Below are 21,168 nucleotides of genomic sequence, written 5' to 3'. Positions count from 1 at the left end.
TGGGATTTCGCGTCAAGTAGGCCTAAAGTCCTGTAGGAAAAAAGGCCACTATGCGCTATGGTATGCCATAGTACAATAAGAGTCAGTAATCAAACTCGTTTTGAATAATTCCACGTTTGATTAAAGGCTCACAGAAGATGATGCATGGGGCTGTTGTAGCTCCTTTTTTATTGTTCAGCATCATGTTCAGGCGCGGAGGAACTATGCAGCCAAGCTTTGTGCAACAACGATTCAGGTCAGGAGTTAGTGCTCTTATCATTTTAGCGTTCAGTCTTGGTTCATTTAGTTGGCTGTTACAATCGGCGTTTGCCAATACGATTGACGCAACCCCCTATCTTAATCCATTAGCCCCCGATTTTGGCATTCAAGCAGCGATTGATGCTGCTGCGGCCCAAGGCGGCGGTACGGTGCGTTTGCCAGCTGGCAGCTTTACCTTAGAAACCTACCTCGATTTGAAAACCGGGGTTACGTTGCAAGGGGTCGGGCCTGAGACGATTTTAAAGGCAGGCCGCAACGAACAACGGGTGTTTGTGACCCAAGGTGGTAGCAATCTCTCGACAATTAAAGTCGCCAATATTGCTGCTTTCCGAGTTGGCATGATTGTGTATGTGTGGCGCTCAACCGAGCTACGCTTTTTGCCTGGCTCGTATGAAATTATGAGCCTCGACACCACCAACCAAACGATAACGCTTGATCGAGCAGTCAATTACCCGCTGACCGCGAATGTTTCACAAGTGTCGTATGGCTTGTATACGAAGTTGACCGCTGCCGCCACTCAAGGTAGCAATGTAATTAGCGTGGCCGATACCTCGGTGTTTAAGCCAGGCGAAGGCATTATTATTAAAGGCACCGAAGGCACCGGGATTGGCAATTGGGGCGTTGAGCAAAATATGGTCGATTCGATCGACCAGAGCAGCAACACGATTACGCTCAAAAAACCGCTGACCCTTTCAGTGCCAACCAATTCGGTCGTATCTCACGCCTATTCAGCGATTTTTGCGCTTGGAACCAATTTCAATAATCGCTTGCAAAATATGGGCGTGCGCGACTTGACGATTGAAGGCTGGAATACTAACCAAAAGCCTGCTTTTTATGAGTTTTATATCGGGGCGATTAACTTTGTTTTTTGCCGCTTTGTTACAATCGATAATATTACTGTGCGCTATTGGCATAGCGATGGTGTAAGTTTGCAATCGTGCGATCAAAGCACGGTCAGCAATAGCCTTTCAACTGCAAATCGCGGCCATGGCTTCCACCCGGGCACAACCTCACGCGATATAGAGTTTGTCAAAATCCAAGGGATTGGTAACCTTGGCTATGCTGCGCGCGGTACTGCTGGCGATGGTTTGTACTATTGCTGGGGCAATCAACGGGTAAATATTCGCCAAAGCGTTTTTCGTAATAACGCTGGCTCTGGGGTTGGCGATTTAGGCGGTGGCGATACTGATAATTCTGCCCGCGATACCGATAACATCATCGAAGATAGTATTATGGAAGGCAATGTGCGGGCTGGGGTTGAAGTGAATGGCGGTGGCAACACTGCCAATACCATCATTCGCCGCAACATTATTCGCGATAATAACACTGGCAATCAAGATTACGCCGGAATCAACTTGCTCTCCAAGCGTGGCCCTGCCCAACGCTATACCGTGCAAGATAATATTATTGAAAATACGACTGGCACCCAGAAATTTGGCGTGCGCGAAGCCAATTTGGCCGTGCCACCAACCACCCCAGTTAATTATCTGACCGATTTCAACACGATTACCAACAACACAATTTACAATCATCCAAGCAATAATTTGGTGGTGATTGGCCCTAATACCGTGGCAACTGGCAATGTTTTCACTCAGCCAGGCGCGGTGATTACGCCAACGCCAACCAATATTCAGCCAACCGCCAGCGAAACCAGTGTGCCAACCAACACACCAACCCCAACTGGCTCGTATGTGCCACGTTTGATCATGTACAATGCTGATACCGACCAAGTGCTGTATGATCCAATTCCCAATGGCGTGACGATTAATTATGCAAGCCTCGGCACCCGCAATATTAGCATTGTTGCGCCAACTACCCCAGCCACGGGCATTGGCAGCGTGCGTTTTTGGGTCGATAGCGCCATCTATCGTACCGAAAGTGGTCGGCCTTATTCAATCGCTGGCGATCAAAGTAATGGTCTCGATTTCTTGCCCATGAATCCAGCACTAAGCCATGGCACGCACGTGATCAAAGCTGCAACCTTTACTGGTTCGGGCGGTACTGGCACCCAAGGTACAGCCTATCAAATTGTCATTAATATTGTGGATAGCAACGCAACTGCGACGCCAATCCCAACCAGCACCAATACCGCTGTGCCAACCAGCACCAACACGCCAACCAACACACCGACCAACACACCGACCACGATGCCAACCAACACACCGACGAATATGCCGACCAACACGCCGACGAATACGGCGACAGCAATCGTGACCGAGCTTCCGACCAACACACCGACGAATACAGCGACAGCAATCGTGACCGAGGTTCCGACCAACACGCCCACCAACACGCCAACCGAGATTGCAACCATTACTGCGACGGCTACCGAAACGGCCACTGCGACGGCAACCTTGACGGCAACAGCCACCGAAACAGCCACTGCGACCGCGACAATAACCGCGACGGCCACCGCAACCGCGACCGCTATTGTCACTGTAACCATCACCCAAACGACGACTGTTACGGTTGAGCCAAGCGTTACGCCAAGCAATACGCCAACTGCGACCGCAACCAGCACCACGCCAACTCCCGCAATCCATCGAGTGTTTGCGCCGTGGGTCACCAACTAGCGGTTTAGCGCTTTCTACCCCTCGCTCAAATCTTTGGGCGAGGGGTTTTGTTTTGGGTAATCCAAATTTATTGATCATTGGTTTAACTCAAAGGCGAAATGGCTATAGGCTATAGGCTTTGGGCTAATCAATTGGTGGAATTCGTGGCTCAAAAATAAACTTCGTGTTCTTTGTGGCCGTCGCGGTTTCAACGCAGAGGCGCAGAGAAGATATGGCTATGGGCCAACGGAAAGGATTCAGATGCGGGTGAGAGATGCAGAACAGAGAACACAATCAAGCCAATCTGTGGCATCTGTAGCTCAAATAATTACTATTCGTGGAATTCGTGGCTCAAAAAATAAACTTCCTGTTCTTTGCGGCCTTCGCGGTTTCAACTCTTCGCAAAAAAAGCGCTTTCGGGTATCATGAGGTCGAGTGCTGATCGCGCTCGATCTTTTGTTTAACGACTAGAGGAACCTCATGACAGAGTTTATTGATCTTCGGGCATTACTAAGCTCGTTACAAGCGCGGTTCGATGCGCTAAGGGGGCGGCTTTGACTGGGCTGCCAAACAAGCAGAACTGCATGAATTAGAGCACCAAGCAGCCGATCCAGCCCTGTGGGACAACCCGCAACAAGCCCAAACAACTTTGCAACGCCTCGCGCGCATGCAAGAGGAATTGAAAATGTGGGATAGTTTGGCTGGCGATTTGGCAACCCTGCGCGATCTGTTGCAACTTTCAGCAGACGATCCTGATTCACTCAGCCAAATTGAGCGTGAAGTCAGTGTGTTGGCAAAGTCGGTGGATACGCTTGAATTGAGCATTTTGCTGGGCGAAAAATACGACAGCACCAATGCTTTTATTTCAATTCAATCGGGCGCTGGCGGCGTCGAATCGCAAGATTGGGCCCAGATGTTGCTGCGCATGTATAGCCGCTGGGGTGAGAGCCAAGGCTTTCGCACAACCATCGTTGATTTGATGGATGGTGAAGAAGCAGGCATCAAAAGTGCTACCTTGGAATTGCGCGGCCCCTATGCCTACGGCTATGCCAAGGCCGAGGCTGGAATTCATCGTTTGGTGCGGCTTTCGCCCTTCGATGCCAACCATCGCCGCCATACCTCGTTTGCGCGGGTCGAAGTGCTGCCCGAGGTCGATGATGCTGCCGAAGTTAAAATCAACCCCGAAGATTTGCGGGTTGATGTCTATCGGGCTGGCGGTCATGGCGGCCAAGGCGTCAACACCACCGACTCAGCTGTGCGCTTGGTTTATCGCGGTGGCACGCCCGACGAAATTATCGTGACCTGTCAAAACGAACGTTCGCAATTGCAAAATAAAGAAACCGCGATGAATGTCTTGCGTGCTCGTTTGTTGGAGCGCGAGCTGGCGCGCCAAGCAGCTGAACGCAATAAACTCAAAGGCGAACATCGCGATGCAGCATGGGGCAATCAGATTCGTTCGTATGTGCTTGACGATCGGCGGGTCAAAGATCATCGCACCAACGTTGAAACATCGAATACTCAAGCAGTGCTCGATGGCGAGATTAATCTATTTATCGATGCCTTCTTGCGCTGGAGAACCGAAGGCGCAGAGTAAGCGAGGTTTGTATGCGACGAGTAGTGTTGTGGATGTTGGGATGTTTGCTGGTGCTGGGCTTCCAAGCTACAGCTCAGGCAGCTGAGCCAGCCAAAATTTCGCGTAATGAGGCTACCAGCAGCTTTGGCCAAGATGTGGTTTTTGAGCTTGAGGCCGAATCAAGCTCGCCAATTCGCGAAGTAGCGTTTTTATATGCCTTTGGGGTGCAGCCAGGCGATGTACCAGCCTATACCGAGGCCGAGGCCACATGGCAACCAGGCACGTCAATCAAGGCCAGCTTTACCCGCGATACCAGCGTCGAATTTTTGCCTGTTGGGGTGACTGTGCGCTACAAATGGCAATTGATTGCCGAAGATGGCACGATTACCGAAACTCCAGAGCAATCGGTGCTCTACCAAGATACGCGCTTCAATTGGCAAGAAAAAAGCGAGCGTGGCATTACGGTGCGCTGGTATGATGGCGATGCCCAATGGGGCCAAGATTTGCTCGATAGCGCACTTGGTGGCCTCGATCGGCTTGAGCAACGGATTGGTGGCTCGGTCGATGATCCCATGACGATTTCGATTTATAGCAATACCCGCGATATGCGCGGAGCCTTGCCACCCAACTCAGCAGATTGGATTGGCGGCCAAGCTCGCCCAGACCTTGGCTTGATTATTGGCTCAATCGAAGCTGGCGATCAGGCTGAATTAGGCCGCTTGGTGCCCCACGAATTGAGCCACTTGGTTTTACATCAAGCCACCGACAACAACTACGGCGGCATGCCAGTCTGGTTTGATGAAGGGTTGGCGGTGGCCAACCAAGATTCGCCCGATGCTGGCTTTAAGCAAATGGTCGAACGCGCTGCCAAAAATGGCGAATTGATTCCGTTACGCGCTTTGGCCTCAAACTTTCCATCCGACCCCGAAAAAGCGTTGCTTTCGTATGCCCAAAGCGAAAGTGTGGTGCGCTACATCGAATCGACCTATGGCATCGAGTCAATCACCAAGCTGGTTGCTCAATTTAAAAGCGGCGTAACGGATGATGTAGCGGTGCAAACGGTCTTGAATCGTAGCCTTGATACCTTGGATAGCGAATGGCGCGCAACCTTGCCAGCAGCCCAAGGCTCAGGCCCAGCCCAAAGCTTGCCCGATGATACGGCTCCTGCCGACCGATTTAGCGAGCAGCCGCGTTCTTCGGCGCCGAGCAACCCAGGCCAACCAAACGCTCAAGCAGCCAACCAAGCAGTGCCATTGTGGATTTGGCTAGCAGGCATTGGGGGCTTAGTGCTGATCGTATCGGGCACGATTTGGATTATTCGTAGCAGCCGCCAACCTCGCTACTAAACCAGCGGATTTGACTTATCGCAATATGCAACCCGCCCAGGGTTCTCAACCATTGGGCGGGTTTGCTTATGGCATTTCCTCTGTTTTGTTGATTGTGGTAGCATGCAACCCGTCGAATTTGGCTTAGTGGAGGTTTTGTGTCATGCCCCGATTAAAACCACTTGCGCCCAACGAAGTCGATCCCGCATCGCTCAAGGTATTTGAGGGCTTTTATGCCAAACGTGGCAATGTACCAAATATGTTTCGCACCTTTGCCCGCCGCCCAGAGATGATGATTGCCGCCAGCAATTTAATGAGTGCAGTGCTCAGCACTGGCACGCTTGACCTGCGCCTAAAAGAGATGGTTGTGGTGCGCACATCGCAATTAAATGAATGTGCCTATTGTTTAACCTCGCACTCAACGATTTTGCGCAACCTTGGGCTTTCGCAAGAAAATATCGATGCCCTGCAATCGCCCGATGATTCACGCTGGACTGAGCGCGAACGGGTGGCGTTGCGCTACGCCGAACAAGTAACCCTCAACGCCAAAGGCATCAGCGATGAATTGTGGGCTAGTTTGCGCGAGCATTTCGATGAAGGCGAAATTGTTGAATTAACCGCCACTACCAGCCTGTTTTCGATGTTTAATCGGTTCAACGATGCACTTGATATGGCGATTACTGAGCCAGGGTGGCCTGAAGCCTAAATTTTGGCTGTGCTAGCAAGGAAATAAATATGCAAAAACCACGGATTGGCTTGATCGGGTTGGGCGCGATGGGTGCACCAATGGCGGCAAATTTGCTGCAAGCTGGCTATCAATTAACCGTCGGCGTGCACCAACGCCGCGAAGCCGCCGAGCAATTGGCGCAGCATGGCGCAACGATTGCCGAAAATTACCAAGCCTTGGGCGCAAACAGCGATATTGTGATTACGATGGTTCCCGATGCGCCGCAAGTCGAGGCTGCGTTGCTTGGCACGAATGGTGCTGCATTGGGTATGGCTGCGGGCAGCATTTGTATTGATATGAGCACAATTGCGCCGACCGCCAGCCGCGCAATTGCGGCCAAACTTGCAGAACGCCACATAGCCATGCTCGATGCTCCAGTCAGCGGTGGCCCAGCTCGGGCTAAAACTGGCGATTTGGCAATTATGGTGGGTGGCGAACCAAGCACATTTGAACGCTGTCAGGCGGTTTTGGCGGTGCTTGGTGGCGCAGTCAGCTATATTGGAGTTAGTGGATCTGGTTCAGTCGTCAAGCTATGTAATAATCTCGCCATTAGTATTATTGCGATGGCCAATATCGAAGCCTTGGCCTTTGGTGTGGCCAATGGCGTGGAAGCTGAGACGATTCGCAATGTTTTGTTGAATGCTACGGCCTCGAATTATCTGCTTGAGCGTTGGCTACCCGAAACTATCTTCAGCGGCGATTACAACAAAGGCTTTGCAGCTGAATTATTGGCCAAAGATCTTAACGCTGTGATGGATACTGCGCGTGCTAGTGGCGTGCCCTTGTGGGCTGGTGGCTTAGCCCAACAAATGTGGGTGGCCCAAAAAGCGCTTGACCCACGCTCAGATTACACCGCCCTCGCCCAACGCTACGAAGCCATTATTGGTCGCCCAATTAAACCAACCTCGGATTAAGCTAACGCTCCTCGGATTAAGCTAACGCTGTTGTGTAACCATGCGCTATGTGGAAGGAACGCCGAATGAATATAACCAGCCGCGAATGGGCTATGATTGAAGACTTTTCGCGCCGTATTACAACCGAAGCGCCACAATCGTTGGTTGCATTGGCCGAGGCCCTAAGTGCTGCTTTTCAGGTTGAGGTAACAATTTGGAGCCGCACCGCTGCTGGTGAATATCACTGTGTTACGCCAGCAGAAGGCCAGCCAGAAGGCCAAATGATGAGCGCCGAGCAGGCCTTGAACGGCGAACAAGCAACCTTGATTTTTGTTTATGAAGCCTTTTACGCGGTCAAATTTAATCCTGCTCACAAGTTTAGCCCAGCCCAAGTGATGATTATTCAGGCCTTGCTTGAGGGCTGGATTGGGCGTTTACGCACCAGCTATGTCGAGCCACATGAGCACGAGAATTTTGGCGATCTGCATCAATCATTGTTACAAAGCATTATCGATGTGTTGCCCGAAGGCGTGGTGGTTGGTTTGGCTCCCGATGGGCGTTTGATTTTGGCCAATCGTCAGGCCGAGCAATTGTGGCAACACCCGCTACACGCCGTGCCTATCGCTGGCTATAATCATTTTGGTTTACATAAACCTGATGGAACACGTTTGCCTACTGGCGATTCGGGGATTGCGCGGGTGCTCAAAACAGGCGAGCCATTTTTGAAGCATGAATTGATTTTGCGCCGCCCTGATGGCAGCGAAATTCCAATTTTGGCCAATACCTCGCCAATTCACGATAATCTAGGTAATTTAATCGGTGCTGTTGCCGTCTTTCAAGATATTACTGGTTGGAAATTGCAAGAAAGCGATCGTGATAACGCCATTGCTACTATTGTCCACGATTTGAAAAATCCGTTGACGACCATCCGTGGAAGTGCCGATTTGCTGTTGCGCCGCGCTAAAACCGAAAATCGCAGCGAACGCGAACTTAATCGCTTACAATCGATTATTGCCCAATCCGATCGCATGCGTGATTATCTCTCGTTGCTTGTCGACGTTGCTCGAATCAACGCTGGCGAAACGTTGATTAATCCTTCATTACTAGATTTTGGCGATTTGGTGGCTCAATTAGTCACTACAATCAATGGTGGTTTGGCTAATCCGCGGATTGCGATGGAACTGCATGCAGTGCCAAGACTGCGGGTTGACCCAATTTGGATGGAGCGGGTGATTTGGAATTTGCTCGATAACGCCTTGAAATATAGCGCCGATGAGACCGCAGTGGTTGTGAAACTCGCGCTTGAAGCCCAAACCGTGCTGCTCAGCATTTGCGATGCTGGCTTGGGGATTGACCCCCAAGATCTCGAACGAATTTTTGAGCGCTTTACCAGAGGCCGCCATACCCAACGCGTTGGTGGCACAGGTCTTGGTCTATATACCGTTCGCGCAGTGGTTCGGGCGCATGGTGGGAGCATTAAGGTTGAATCGGACGGTTTGGGCCACGGGAGTTGCTTTACTGTGAGCTTACCGCTTGACCCAATTCAGCCATAAGGGCCTATTGGTCTAAATCTTGCTGGATAGTTTTGTTTATCTCTATAATTCAATAGTTCCGAGGAGCAAACGCTGATGGTCATCGATCATCGGCGTTGGAATGTCCCACGGCGATAAAAGGAGTCATTGTGTGGTTGCTGGAAAACAGATATTGATCGTTGATGACGAAGATTCAATCGCAGACATGATCGCCGATGCCCTGCGAGACGAAGGTTATACGGTTGAGGTGGCCTATGATGGCCGCCGTGGTCTCGAAGCCGCGCAGCGCATTCAGCCAGCCCTCGTGCTAACCGATGTGATGATGCCGTTTATGGATGGCATCAAAATGGCTGAATTAGTCCAACGCGAATTCGGGCCAAGCGCACCGTCATTTGTATTTATGAGCGCCGTTGATTGCCGTGACCAGACTCAACTGTATGGGCAATTTTTGTTTAAGCCGTTTACCTTAGATATTTTGTTCGATACTGTTGAAACCTTGATGAATAATTAGAGACACACGCCCCACCATTGTTGGTTGCCATCGTGCCAAGCTTTGGCGGTGGCAAATATTTGCGCTCGTGGATCAGTAATTGGCTGATCGCGATATGGGTTCCACGTTCCAGCCCAGGTGCTTGGCTGATATTGAAATAAACCAATCAGCTCGCCTGGGCCTTGAATGGTGGGATTTCCGCTCGATTCGCAGATCATCACATTCCACATCAGTTCGCTACTTTCGCTATAGGGATGGGTTTGACGTGCTTCGTTAATCCAAGCGCGGTATTGGCTTTGCCAATCGTCTGCTGCAATACTGGGAGTGCCGCCCAGCGCTTGGGTTGGGCTGGTTGCTCCGCTTACTATGGTTACAGTCGGTGTACTGACCATAGGTGCTGGGCTAGGCTTGCTCAGAATCAGCCCCAAGGTTGGTTGGGTTGTTGCAACATGCTCTGGCTGGCCACACGCCACCAAGCCCAAAAGCAATAAGTAGACCACAAATGAACGCATACACCGACCTCAATTAACCGATTTTTTAGAAATCGCGACCACTATAGCAAAAAAGATACCAACGGGCAAGAGTAAGGATGAAGGATGAAAGGATTAGGCTATGGGCTGGTGGGGAAATTCATAATCTGAGCTAATCTGTGCAATCTGTGGCTAAATAAGGGATGAGGGATGCAAAATCAATCATTCGTGATCTTCGTGTCCTTCGTGAATCAGCATTTAACGCAGCGGCGCAGCGCCACGAAAGTATGAAGGATAAGGGATGAAGGGCTATTGGGGGAAATTGATAATCTGAGCCAATCTGTGCAATCTGTGGCTAAAAATACGTATTCGGGCAATTCGTGGAATTCGTAGCTAAGAAACTTTTCTTTAACGTAGAGGCGCAGAGAACCGATGGCTATGGGCTATCGGCTTTGGGCTAGTGGAAGATAATCAAACCAATCTGTGCAATCTGTGGCTAAAAACGTCCTTCGCGCTCTTCGTGCGCTTCGCGGTTAAATTCCTATGTTCTATGTTCTTTGCTCTATGTTCTTTGCACGCCCTCGGCGCTGGCCTCACCAAGCCATAACCGAGGACGTACACTTAGTGCATTATTTAGCCGTGTTTGGCTGCAAAGTGAGCCATGAAGCTTGCCAAGGCTTCGACTCCTTCAATGCTCATTGCATTGTAGATCGAGGCTCGCACCCCGCCGACCGAACGGTGGCCAGGCAAACCGAGCATCCCTTGGGCCTTGGTTTCGGCCAAAAATTGCTTTTCAAGCTCTTGGTTAGGCAGATTGAAGGTAACATTCATTTGCGAACGGCTATCGGCAACTGCATGACCACGATAGAACCCGCCAGAATTGTCGATCGTGTTGTAGACGATGTTGGCTTTGCGGGTGTTGTATTCGGCCATACCTGCCAAGCCACCTTGCTCTTGAATCCAGCCTAAAACGAGGTTGAGCATATATACACCAAAGGTTGGTGGAGTGTTGTAAAGTGAATTGTTTTTGGCGTGGGTGCTGTAGCGCAACATCGTGGGCACGTTCTTCGCGCCTTTATCCAGCCAATCTTCGCGAATCAAAACCACGGTGACACCCGAAGGGCCGAGGTTTTTCTGCGCTCCTGCGTAGACCAAACCAAATTTGCTGGCATCAAAAGGCCGCGAGAAGATATCGCTGCTCATATCGGCCACAATCGGCACGCCGTTGGTTTCGGGGATGGTTTGCCATTGAGTACCATAAATCGTGTTGTTGGTGGTCAAGTGGACATAAGCAGGATTTTCGCTAAATTGTAGCTCTGCTTGGGTAGGAATCCGATTGTGTTTATCGGCGGCGGTGTCGGCTGCAATATGCACCTTGCCGATTTTTTGGGCTTCGTCACGCGCCTTTTCAGCCCACACACCAGTTACGATATAATCGGCAACCGCATCCGCAGCCAAGAAATTGAGTGGAATCATGGCAAATTGGGTGCTGGCTCCCCCTTGTAGCAACAATACCCGATAGCCACTTTCAATCCCTAGCAAGGCCTTGAAGCGTGCTTCGACCTCGTTATTGATCGCTTCGAATTCTTTTGAGCGGTGGCTGGTTTCCATCACCGAAATCCCAGTGCCCGCAAAATCGCGGAGTTCTTCTTGGGCTTGGCTCAAAACAGTGGGTGGCAAAATCGCAGGACCAGCATTGAAGTTATAGACCGTCATGGGTACACTCCTCGGCGCAAACAAAAAAAGCCCCTGTCCAAACGTATTCAACGTCGAACACGAGGCGGTCGTCTAGCTCAGGCAGCATTGCCAGGTTTGTGATACAAGGCACATTGTAGGGAATGCTGGCATAAAAGTCAAAGCCTACTTAATTCGATGAGCTAGCCCATATGTCGAGCACAAAGTAGGATTACCAGCGCCATACGACTGCTATATAATGCAAGCAGATTCTTGTTTATCATCAATAGGAAACGCAGCATGACAAGTTTACGCCACACTTTGCAGCAAACCGCGATCAATATTAAGGTTGAACACACGGTTTTTGCTTTGCCTTTCGCCTATTTGGGGCTGTTTTTGGCCAACAAACAGTTTCCTGGTTGGCAACCGCTGATTTTGGTCACCGTGGCCATGGTGGCCGCGCGTACCGCCGCGATGTCGTTTAATCGCTACCTTGACCGCCATTTTGATGCTCGCAACCCGCGCACCAGCATCCGCCCAATTCCTGCTGGCACGCTTTCGGCTAAATCGGTCTTGATTGTTGGCTTGGTTTCGTTGGTTATTTTAGTGGTTGCTGCTGGGTTGCTCAATCCTTTGTGTTTGTTGCTCTCGCCAATTGCTGTAATTGCGTTAAGTGGCTATTCGTATATGAAACGCTTTACCTGGTTGTGTCACTTTGGCTTAGGCTTCACCGATGCGATTGCTCCAGCTGGCGGCTGGCTGGCGGTTGATCCCCATTTTCGGCCTGCGATGCTCTTGTTGGCGGGAGCGGTGGGCATTTGGATTGCTGGTTTTGATTTGATTTATGCTTGCCAAGATGTTGATTTTGATCGCAAGGAAGGTTTGCACTCGTTGCCAGCCCGCTTCAGCATTGCCACCTCGCTGTTGGTTGCCAAAATTTGCCATGTGGCCATGATTAGCTTGCTGTTGGCAGTTGGGGTTTTGTTAAGCCTCAGTTGGCCGTTTTATGTTGGGGTTGCTGCTGCCGCAGGTTTATTGGTCTATGAACACAGCTTGATCAACCCGCGCGATCTTTCCAAAATTGATATTGCCTTTTTCAATGTCAATAGCTACATTGCAGGCGTGTTGTTCCTCTTCACCCTCACAAGTTTGTATGTTGGCAATTAATTGCTAGTTTTTGGGGCTGGATTTATAGCTGATTCCTAATCCAAATGCAATTTCTCTATCTGATTCGCCACCCTTCCGTCCCTCCACCGGAGGGAAACGCAGGGGGTTTTCATCCCCCTGCACCCCCTAAAATTGACTATTTCGATTACTGTGATCGGGTGGCGAATCAGAAATTTGTATTGGTGATGATTTATCCATTGGCGAAAGCCTAAAATTGTGCCTAGCCAACCACATCCATCGAATTATATAATTGGGCTGTTCTCGGTGTTTTGTGCGAAGGAGACCAAGCGATGACTGATGCTAACCAGCCGCTGCACGACGAGCCGCTACCGCCGTTTGATTTGCCTGATCCCAAAGATGCAATGCCCCATGAAGATACGCTCAGCGAGGAAGGCACGCGTGGGGTTGTGCCTGTTGAACAGTTTTTGTATCTTGGTCAAGGTCTCAAAGCAGAAGAATTTAGCCATTATGTTGATAGCTATGATTTTGGGGCAATTCCACCCAATTTTGTCGTTTTGCACCATACTGCCGTGCCAAGCACTGCCGCCGCGCCCTATCCATCGGGCTGGCGTTGGGATAGCCAAGAAACTGGCTTGAGCGAAGGCCAAATTTATCGCAAACGGCTTAAGCAACTAGAAACCTTGCGCGAATATTATCGCACTGGCGCTGGCTGGGATCGTGGCCCGCACCTGTTTATTGATGAAACCTGGATTTGGCTGTTTACGCCGATGTATGACCAAGGGATTCACGCGGCCCAAGGCAATGGCTATCGCGATAGCAAAGGCACCTTGCAATATTCAATCGGCATCGAAGTATGTGGCTATTTTGAAAATACCCAGTGGTCGGCTCCGGTTGCAGCCTTGGTTGGCCATGCGGTGGCGGTGCTTAAACGCAAATTAAACAGCTTTGAAATTCGCCATCAAAAATTTGGCGGTGGCATTTCGTCGCATCGCGATTATAACAAACCCTCATGCCCAGGTGCTGCAATCAGCGAAGCCTACTACATCAGCACAATTCAAAATGCGGTTGATCGTTTGAATAATGTGCAAAGCGTGCCGCTACTTGATAGCCCAATTACTGCCACCACGCCATTGTTGAGCGCTACGCCCTCGGGCAGCCGCGAAAAGGCAATTGGCTTTATTCGCAAAAGTCTGCCCCAAAACTCAGAATACAAGAACGATGTTGAAACAATTATGGGCTATTACTGGGTCTACGCGCCAAGCGTTGGGCTTGATCCTTTTCTGGCGGCGGCGCAGTGCATTTTTGAAACCGCTGGCTTGACTTCGGGCTGGGCTGCGCGACCAAAGCGCAATCCGGCAGGCTTGGGCGTGCGCCAAGAAGGTGGGCTTTCATTCAGCACTTGGGACGGCGCGGTGCAGGCGCATCTTGGCCAATTATTGGCCTTGGCGTTGCGTGATGATGAAGCCAACGAAACCCAAAAAAAGATGATGATCCGCAACCCACGCCATGGCAACATTCCAGCCAATCTGCGTGGCGTTGCCAAAACCTTGGCTGGTTTGAACAATACGTGGACAAATGACGCAGAATATGCCAATAAGTTTGTCACCCGCGCCGAGGCAATCCGCAAGGGTTAGAATTTAATACCGAAAAAGAACTAATTTCAGAGGCGCAGAGCAAGTAACTTACCACGCTGCTCTGCGCCTCTGCGTTGAAATCGTCACGAGTTGCTACCGATCCCCAACAACCGATCCCCAATCCCCACCTTCTACTGACTTAACTGCTCAATGGTTTCGATGATATAGGCGCCGTCGCTGGCTGGATCGAGTGCTTGCGGATAGCCATCGACCAAGCGGACTGGAGTCCAGCGCGAGCCGATAACGCCGCTTTTATCGAGGGTTAAATGCAAAATTGCGCTATCGAGGCTGGGCGTGCCATCGAAGCCATCGAAGACAAAATTGCCTAAACTCCAGGCAATAAATTGGCCGTTTGGCCGCGCTTCGTAGCCTTGCAGCACATGCGGATGCGCGCCAAGCACCAGCGTCGCGCCTGCATCCAAGGCTGCGTAGGCATTGCTACGCTGAATCTCGTTTGGTTGATTAACTCCTTCATAGCCACTGTGCAGCAAAATAATTACATGATCGACACTTGGGCGAATTGCTGTAACAGCGGCGGCAATCACTGCTGGCTCGGCCCAAGCAAGGCCTGCTTGATCTGCGGTCGCTGTCCATGATTCGGTCACAAAGCCGCCATTTTCAACTGGCACATCAACGTAGGCTAAAAATGCTAGGCGCAAGCCATTTTTTTCAAGAATCACTGGGCGATAGGCTTGTTCTGCATTCATGCCAGCCCCAACATTGGCAATATTTGCTTGATTTAACAAGCCAATGGTTTCGCTCAGCGCTGATTCGCCCCAATCCAAACTATGATTATTGGCCAATGAAACCAGGTCGAAGCCTGCATTGCTAAGGCTATCGATGCTTTCTGGCGGTGCTAAAAAACGATAGGCCTTGGGTGCTGGCTCGCCAGTATCGGCAACGGCGGTTTCAAGGTTGCCAATCGTCAAATCGGCGTTAACTAAATCGGCGTAGACGCCAGCAAACACTGGTTCGGGGCCATCGCTCAGAATGCGCTCGCCAATTGAACGGGCCAGCATAATATCGCCAACAATCGCCAATTCGAGCTTTGGCTCAGGGGTGGGGCTTGGCTCGTTGGTTGCCGTGGGAATTGTGGTGTTGGTTGGTGGAGGCGGATTGGTGGGGGCAGTTGTTGCGGTTGCAGTCGCCATAGCGGTGGGGGCAAGTGCTTGTTGGCTTGGCTCGCTGGGCGTGCTGCTGCCACATGCCGCCAAAATTCCAAGCAGAATCCAAAAACTCAAACGCCGCATGCACAATATCCTTCCTTGTTAGGGTTGTTCACGTGGCGATAGAGTAGCATAGGATGAAGGATTGAGCATTGGGGTAGCAACCTTTGCGATTCTGGCTGCGTAGCGCTAGCAGGCTCGAAAGTAAGGAGGAGTTATGCGCTTACGACGATTTATGGTTGGGCTGGTGTTTGGCTTGTTGCTGGTGGCCTGTGGCCGCAATCAGGCTCAATCACCAACTGCCGCAATCTCAAACGCTACCACAACCCCCATTGAGCAGGTCATTGAAGTGACGGTAACCTATCTTGATGACGCTGAACTAGACGATTTTTTTGAGTTAGCAAGCGCCAAAAAACCAATCGGCAAAGGTGAAATGTTGATTTTGGCAAGTACAACCCTTTCGTTTGCCTTCGAAGTTGTGCATTTTGAGCGGGGCGAGCAAGCCTTGGCAACGATTGCTGCACTTGATCCAGCCTACGCTGGGTCGCCTGCTGGCTATGAAGTTGGCTTGGTACGGGCGAAAATCAGCCATCACAATTCTGAGGTAGCGTCAGTTAGCTTTGATGGGGAGCAGGTTGTGCTTTTGGTTTTTTCAAAGGGTGAATATCATGCAGTGAAGGCGATGCAAGGCCTGCCATGCTGTTTTGAGCCACGCTTTGATACTGTGGTTGCGCAAGGTGCTGAGCTGGAAATTTATTTTCCAATTTTGGTGGCGCTTGACGAGCCCAATCCCCTGTTGGTGATCAATCGCGATCAGAGTGATAATCCTGATGCTGAACATTTTGCTTTGCAATAAGCACTGCCCATGGCGAGCTATTGGGAACGATTGTTGCTACAGCAGGTGTTTAAATCCTAATTTGTTGGATAGGAGCATCGAATGTTAGGCAAAATGCATGTGTTTACCGAGACAAGCGTCCGTTCGTTGCCGATTACTGAGCAGAGTTTGGCGAGTGTTTCCAGTCGGCCCAGCACAGCCGCGATCAATCTATCGTTAGAAGAGCTGCTTAAATCGTTGATTGAGCTGAATATGACTGAACTTCAGGCAAGCTTGCGCCAAGAATTTGCTGCGGGCTATACGGTTGTTTCGATTCATCATAATCATGCGATGAGTGTGCTTGAAGGCCATGTGGCAATGTCGTTGATTACAACCATGACCGTTGCTGAACATATGCCAGAATGATGCTATAATACAATCAAACCTTCTCCTCTCTCTTCTCTCCCACAAGCGGCTCCGATTTGCGAGCCGTTTGTGGTTTTAGGACGGTATAGGGGCACAAATGTGTTTGAGAGCCGCGCGATCGCATTAGAATGGGCTAAAACGTGATTTTAGGGTCATTTTTATGGGCAAAAAGGGAGCTGAAATCAGTGTTTTGCAACGGACCGCGCAAAGCGCACGTTTTAGGGCCTTGCAAAGCCATGAAAATTGGGGTATATTCGAATAACCCAAATCCTCGAGAGGGGATTAAAACCGGTTGCTGCTGGCAGCGCCAAACTCGACACCGATCAATTCGAATAACCCAAATCCTCGAGAGGGGATTAAAACCCAATCGGCAACCATCTCGCGAGCGTACTGTTCAGGCAATTCGAATAACCCAAATCCTCGAGAGGGGATTAAAACCTACTATAACAGGGTCACTGCAATGATGGTAGCGTACATTCGAATAACCCAAATCCTCGAGAGGGGATTAAAACCTGCCCATACTGTGGCAGCCGTGCGCTAGCCCAGGTCATTCGAATAACCCAAATCCTCGAGAGGGGATTAAAACCACGCGGTCGTGGCCGCAAGTCATGGGGTCAAACCATTCGAATAACCCAAATCCTCGAGAGGGGATTAAAACAAACATCGCTTGCAAGCGTTGTACCGCAAACCGTACCATTCGAATAACCCAAATCCTCGAGAGGGGATTAAAACAGCGAGAACTAGATTTATATGCGCTCAATAAAGGCGGTATTCGAATAACCCAAATCCTCGAGAGGGGATTAAAACTGAATCGACCGCGCACTATAATCACCATCATCGTGATTCGATTCGAATAACCCAAATCCTCGAGAGGGGATTAAAACTAATAAGATTGAACAGATTCATGGGCAAAAACGCAATATCGATTCGAATAACCCAAATCCTCGAGAGGGGATTAAAACAATAGTCAAATGTCTGCAAAAGAAGATATAGGTTCATATCCATTCGAATAACCCAAATCCTCGAGAGGGGATTAAAACAGTACCTTGCGAGCTTGGTTGATTTGGCTCAGGCTTAAGGATTCGAATAACCCAAATCCTCGAGAGGGGATTAAAACTGCCATCTCATGGACTAACGTGCTCAACACGTCCTCAAGATTCGAATAACCCAAATCCTCGAGAGGGGATTAAAACAGCGGTTGCGCCTGCGGCTGCTTCAATCGCATATTGCCATGATTCGAATAACCCAAATCCTCGAGAGGGGATTAAAACCAAGTAGGTTTTTGGCGCTCAGATGAGTGCGGCTGAACCGACATTCGAATAACCCAAATCCTCGAGAGGGGATTAAAACGTTCAATATTACGAAGCCTTAGGCGACATGCACGACCTATTCGAATAACCCAAATCCTCGAGAGGGGATTAAAACAATCAAACAAGGTTTTGCGGCTGGCGTTCTCAATTGGGATAATTCGAATAACCCAAATCCTCGAGAGGGGATTAAAACAATCGCGTCAGCCTGTTCAGCGGTCACATACCGCCATTCGAATAACCCAAATCCTCGAGAGGGGATTAAAACGTATAGCTATCAGGATTCTTAGCATACCAGTAGATATTATCATTCGAATAACCCAAATCCTCGAGAGGGGATTAAAACCCCCGATTGACCTCCAGCACGCCGCAGCGTTGTTGGCAGACATTCGAATAACCCAAATCCTCGAGAGGGGATTAAAACGGAGCAACACGTTTGTTCGTATCGCTCCATTATACCAATTCGAATAACCCAAATCCTCGAGAGGGGATTAAAACGTATCAAGGATAGATTGAGCGCCAAAGTATTCATATAAGATTCGAATAACCCAAATCCTCGAGAGGGGATTAAAACTTGTAGCTACAATCTCGTATACTTCCCCGCATAAGACGTAAATTCGAATAACCCAAATCCTCGAGAGGGGATTAAAACCTGATTTTGAGGCTGATGATCGCGGCTTTTTTCAATGGATTCGAATAACCCAAATCCTCGAGAGGGGATTAAAACGCTATTCCACGCCGCTGCGGCCTCGGCAACCGTCAAGTACGATTCGAATAACCCAAATCCTCGAGAGGGGATTAAAACCCCTTCTAGTTGAGAGAGGCTGGGGCGGAAGCCTCGGCATTCGAATAACCCAAATCCTCGAGAGGGGATTAAAACCTTTCTTTTCACTGTCGTTTGATGCCGATTTGCGTTTATTCGAATAACCCAAATCCTCGAGAGGGGATTAAAACGGAAGCCCTCAGGGGTTTTACTATACCTAGTGTACATTCGAATAACCCAAATCCTCGAGAGGGGATTAAAACGGAATCAGAATAGGAGTAATTTTGGTTAAGAGTATATAATTCGAATAACCCAAATCCTCGAGAGGGGATTAAAACACAGATTGGAGGAGAAAATGAAGCACCCCTACCTGGTTATCGATTCGAATAACCCAAATCCTCGAGAGGGGATTAAAACGAAACCACGTGTGCTGCGTGTGCGTTTGGGGCAGCCGGTATATTCGAATAACCCAAATCCTCGAGAGGGGATTAAAACCCAACCATAAAACCATCTTGATGCTTGTACCACGTTTTATTCGAATAACCCAAATCCTCGAGAGGGGATTAAAACTTTGCCGTTATCATCACCGCGCTGCCTGGGCAACCAATATTCGAATAACCCAAATCCTCGAGAGGGGATTAAAACACCGAATCCAAGGTTGGGAGCCAAAGCCATTGCGTGAACGATTCGAATAACCCAAATCCTCGAGAGGGGATTAAAACGAACGTGATCAGGCTCTGGCCGAACGCGATGCTGCATTCGAATAACCCAAATCCTCGAGAGGGGATTAAAACCAAAATGCTGGAAGGCCAGCAGCTTGAGCAGCAATAACATTCGAATAACCCAAATCCTCGAGAGGGGATTAAAACAAGATGGGGTAAGCATCGAACTATCGCCTAGTCAAGTATTCGAATAACCCAAATCCTCGAGAGGGGATTAAAACCAAGTTGGGTACGAGCAGCGGCTTCGCCTGACTCAAGATTCGAATAACCCAAATCCTCGAGAGGGGATTAAAACCGCTGGGCTTTGTTGGCGCTCTTGCCGCCGTCACATTGAAATTCGAATAACCCAAATCCTCGAGAGGGGATTAAAACGTTCGCACAATTTCGTCATAGCTCGTTTGCTTATTCTTGATTCGAATAACCCAAATCCTCGAGAGGGGATTAAAACTTATGAGAAATAGCTCGATAGAGCGTTAAGACTAGTATTCGAATAACCCAAATCCTCGAGAGGGGATTAAAACCCGAATGCCTGCGCAGCGTCCTCGCTCGGATACCACGTTGATTCGAATAACCCAAATCCTCGAGAGGGGATTAAAACCAAAATGGCTACCGAAGCTCCACTCACAGATGTGGTAGATTCGAATAACCCAAATCCTCGAGAGGGGATTAAAACTAACGATTCTTGAGTGAATAAATCAACGACAGCTCGCGATCAATTCGAATAACCCAAATCCTCGAGAGGGGATTAAAACAGGAATTAGGCGTAGCCGATATTGATAGCGTCAAAACGGATTCGAATAACCCAAATCCTCGAGAGGGGATTAAAACCTGCCAGCTCAGCGGCTTATCGCTGTACATCCACTGCAATTCGAATAACCCAAATCCTCGAGAGGGGATTAAAACGGATGGCGCATAATTTCAGGCATGCGCTCCACTTTTTGAATTCGAATAACCCAAATCCTCGAGAGGGGATTAAAACATTCATTACCTTCACGAACAATACGATCAAGGATTTTTCATTCGAATAACCCAAATCCTCGAGAGGGGATTAAAACGCTTCTAATGCTAAATGACTAGCCCGAACTTTATTTTATTCGAATAACCCAAATCCTCGAGAGGGGATTAAAACATGATATTAATGCTGCTTGCAACATCCTGAACCGTAGCAGCATTCGAATAACCCAAATCCTCGAGAGGGGATTAAAACAAACGTGCCACGCCGTATCATCAGCGGCAACCGTGCCAGCATTCGAATAACCCAAATCCTCGAGAGGGGATTAAAACCGCCAGTCACGCAATTGGTAATGCGAACGTCAAGCGCTTGATTCGAATAACCCAAATCCTCGAGAGGGGATTAAAACCGTGCGCTGAATTGGCCGATCTACCGCTGGACCTCATCATTCGAATAACCCAAATCCTCGAGAGGGGATTAAAACCTTCGGAGTGCATCAATTCGATGGTTTGTGCTATTGGTCATTCGAATAACCCAAATCCTCGAGAGGGGATTAAAACCGCTGTTGTTCGGCGGTTGGCAGCGATAGCATGTGAGATTCGAATAACCCAAATCCTCGAGAGGGGATTAAAACAGCGGCATTGCCATCCTTGGTGGCCGGAATGAACGTATTCGAATAACCCAAATCCTCGAGAGGGGATTAAAACGCTTGGTTGATGCATCATAGACCGCATGCTCAAGAAGAATTCGAATAACCCAAAT

Annotated in this window: 14 protein-coding genes and 1 CRISPR repeat array (1 of these 15 cut by a window edge); of the genes, 11 read left to right on the top strand and 3 right to left on the bottom strand. The window is 49.5% G+C overall.

Features of this window, described 5'->3' with window-relative positions:
- The first annotated feature begins 203 nt into the window (after positions 1 to 203).
- The 7 genes from SE18_RS10610 (at position 204) to SE18_RS10580 (ending at position 9,371) form a co-directional block, all read left to right on the top strand.
- Positions 204 to 2,831, top strand: a complete 2,628-nt coding sequence (locus SE18_RS10610) for a right-handed parallel beta-helix repeat-containing protein (RefSeq protein WP_054534432.1) — start codon at positions 204 to 206, stop codon at positions 2,829 to 2,831.
- A 459-nt stretch (positions 2,832 to 3,290) separates the two neighbouring features.
- Positions 3,291 to 4,404 (top strand): peptide chain release factor 2 gene (gene prfB, locus SE18_RS10605; RefSeq protein ID WP_152976610.1). Its coding sequence is split into 2 segments (ribosomal slippage): positions 3,291 to 3,365 and positions 3,367 to 4,404, totalling 1,113 coding nucleotides; the frame shifts between segments, so codons are not numbered across the junction.
- Between the two features lie 11 nt (positions 4,405 to 4,415).
- On the top strand, positions 4,416 to 5,729 hold the full coding sequence (locus SE18_RS10600; RefSeq protein WP_083469834.1) for a peptidase MA family metallohydrolase: 1,314 nt from the start codon (positions 4,416 to 4,418) through the stop codon (positions 5,727 to 5,729).
- 142 nt (positions 5,730 to 5,871) lie between these two features.
- Positions 5,872 to 6,414, top strand: coding sequence for a carboxymuconolactone decarboxylase family protein (locus SE18_RS10595; protein WP_054534429.1), 543 nt, complete (start codon positions 5,872 to 5,874; stop codon positions 6,412 to 6,414).
- Positions 6,415 to 6,443: 29 nt separating this feature from the next.
- Positions 6,444 to 7,349, top strand: coding sequence for an NAD(P)-dependent oxidoreductase (locus tag SE18_RS10590; protein ID WP_054534428.1), 906 nt, complete (start codon positions 6,444 to 6,446; stop codon positions 7,347 to 7,349).
- Between the two features lie 65 nt (positions 7,350 to 7,414).
- Positions 7,415 to 8,881 carry a sensor histidine kinase gene (locus SE18_RS10585; RefSeq protein WP_054534427.1) on the top strand — a complete coding sequence of 489 codons (1,467 nt, stop codon included), beginning with the start codon at positions 7,415 to 7,417 and terminating at the stop codon, positions 8,879 to 8,881.
- Positions 8,882 to 9,011: 130 nt separating this feature from the next.
- Entirely contained in the window at positions 9,012 to 9,371 is a 360-nt protein-coding gene (locus SE18_RS10580) for a response regulator (protein ID WP_054534426.1), read from the top strand.
- On the opposite strand, the gene SE18_RS10575 is transcribed toward SE18_RS10580, so the two are convergent.
- Together SE18_RS10575 and serC are read right to left on the bottom strand one after the other, a co-directional pair.
- Positions 9,368 to 9,862, bottom strand: coding sequence for a lysozyme family protein (locus tag SE18_RS10575; RefSeq protein ID WP_054534425.1), 495 nt, complete (start codon positions 9,860 to 9,862; stop codon positions 9,368 to 9,370). The genes SE18_RS10580 and SE18_RS10575 overlap by 4 nt on opposite strands.
- Before the next feature lie 591 nt (positions 9,863 to 10,453).
- Positions 10,454 to 11,536, bottom strand: a complete 1,083-nt coding sequence (gene serC / locus SE18_RS10570; RefSeq protein ID WP_054534424.1) for a 3-phosphoserine/phosphohydroxythreonine transaminase — start codon at positions 11,534 to 11,536, stop codon at positions 10,454 to 10,456.
- 258 nt (positions 11,537 to 11,794) lie between these two features.
- Here serC and SE18_RS10565 point away from each other — a divergent pair, with 258 nt between their 5' ends.
- Both SE18_RS10565 and SE18_RS10560 read left to right on the top strand, forming a co-directional pair.
- Positions 11,795 to 12,661, top strand: coding sequence for a 4-hydroxybenzoate octaprenyltransferase (locus SE18_RS10565; protein ID WP_054534423.1), 867 nt, complete (start codon positions 11,795 to 11,797; stop codon positions 12,659 to 12,661).
- 290 nt (positions 12,662 to 12,951) lie between these two features.
- A complete protein-coding gene (locus SE18_RS10560; protein ID WP_054534422.1) occupies positions 12,952 to 14,256 on the top strand; it encodes a peptidoglycan recognition protein family protein in 1,305 nt (434 codons plus the stop codon).
- 131 nt (positions 14,257 to 14,387) lie between these two features.
- On the opposite strand, the gene SE18_RS10555 is transcribed toward SE18_RS10560, so the two are convergent.
- Positions 14,388 to 15,506: a CapA family protein gene (locus SE18_RS10555; protein WP_054534421.1), complete on the bottom strand. Its 1,119-nt coding sequence runs from the start codon at positions 15,504 to 15,506 to the stop codon at positions 14,388 to 14,390.
- Between the two features lie 133 nt (positions 15,507 to 15,639).
- On the opposite strand from SE18_RS10555, the gene SE18_RS10550 reads away from it, so the two are divergent.
- Both SE18_RS10550 and SE18_RS10545 read left to right on the top strand, forming a co-directional pair.
- Positions 15,640 to 16,278, top strand: a complete 639-nt coding sequence (locus SE18_RS10550) for a hypothetical protein (RefSeq protein WP_054534420.1) — start codon at positions 15,640 to 15,642, stop codon at positions 16,276 to 16,278.
- Between the two features lie 81 nt (positions 16,279 to 16,359).
- Positions 16,360 to 16,662: a hypothetical protein gene (locus SE18_RS10545; RefSeq protein WP_054534419.1), complete on the top strand. Its 303-nt coding sequence runs from the start codon at positions 16,360 to 16,362 to the stop codon at positions 16,660 to 16,662.
- A gap of 252 nt (positions 16,663 to 16,914) precedes the next feature.
- A CRISPR array of direct repeats spans positions 16,915 to 21,168; the repeat unit is 37 nt; unit sequence ATTCGAATAACCCAAATCCTCGAGAGGGGATTAAAAC; it runs 5,097 nt beyond the window's last position.

Source organism: Herpetosiphon geysericola (assembly GCF_001306135.1).
GTDB lineage: Bacteria > Chloroflexota > Chloroflexia > Chloroflexales > Herpetosiphonaceae > Herpetosiphon > Herpetosiphon geysericola.
The sequence above is the reverse complement of the archived record's forward strand: the minus strand, read 5'-3'. Positions and strand labels throughout refer to the sequence as shown.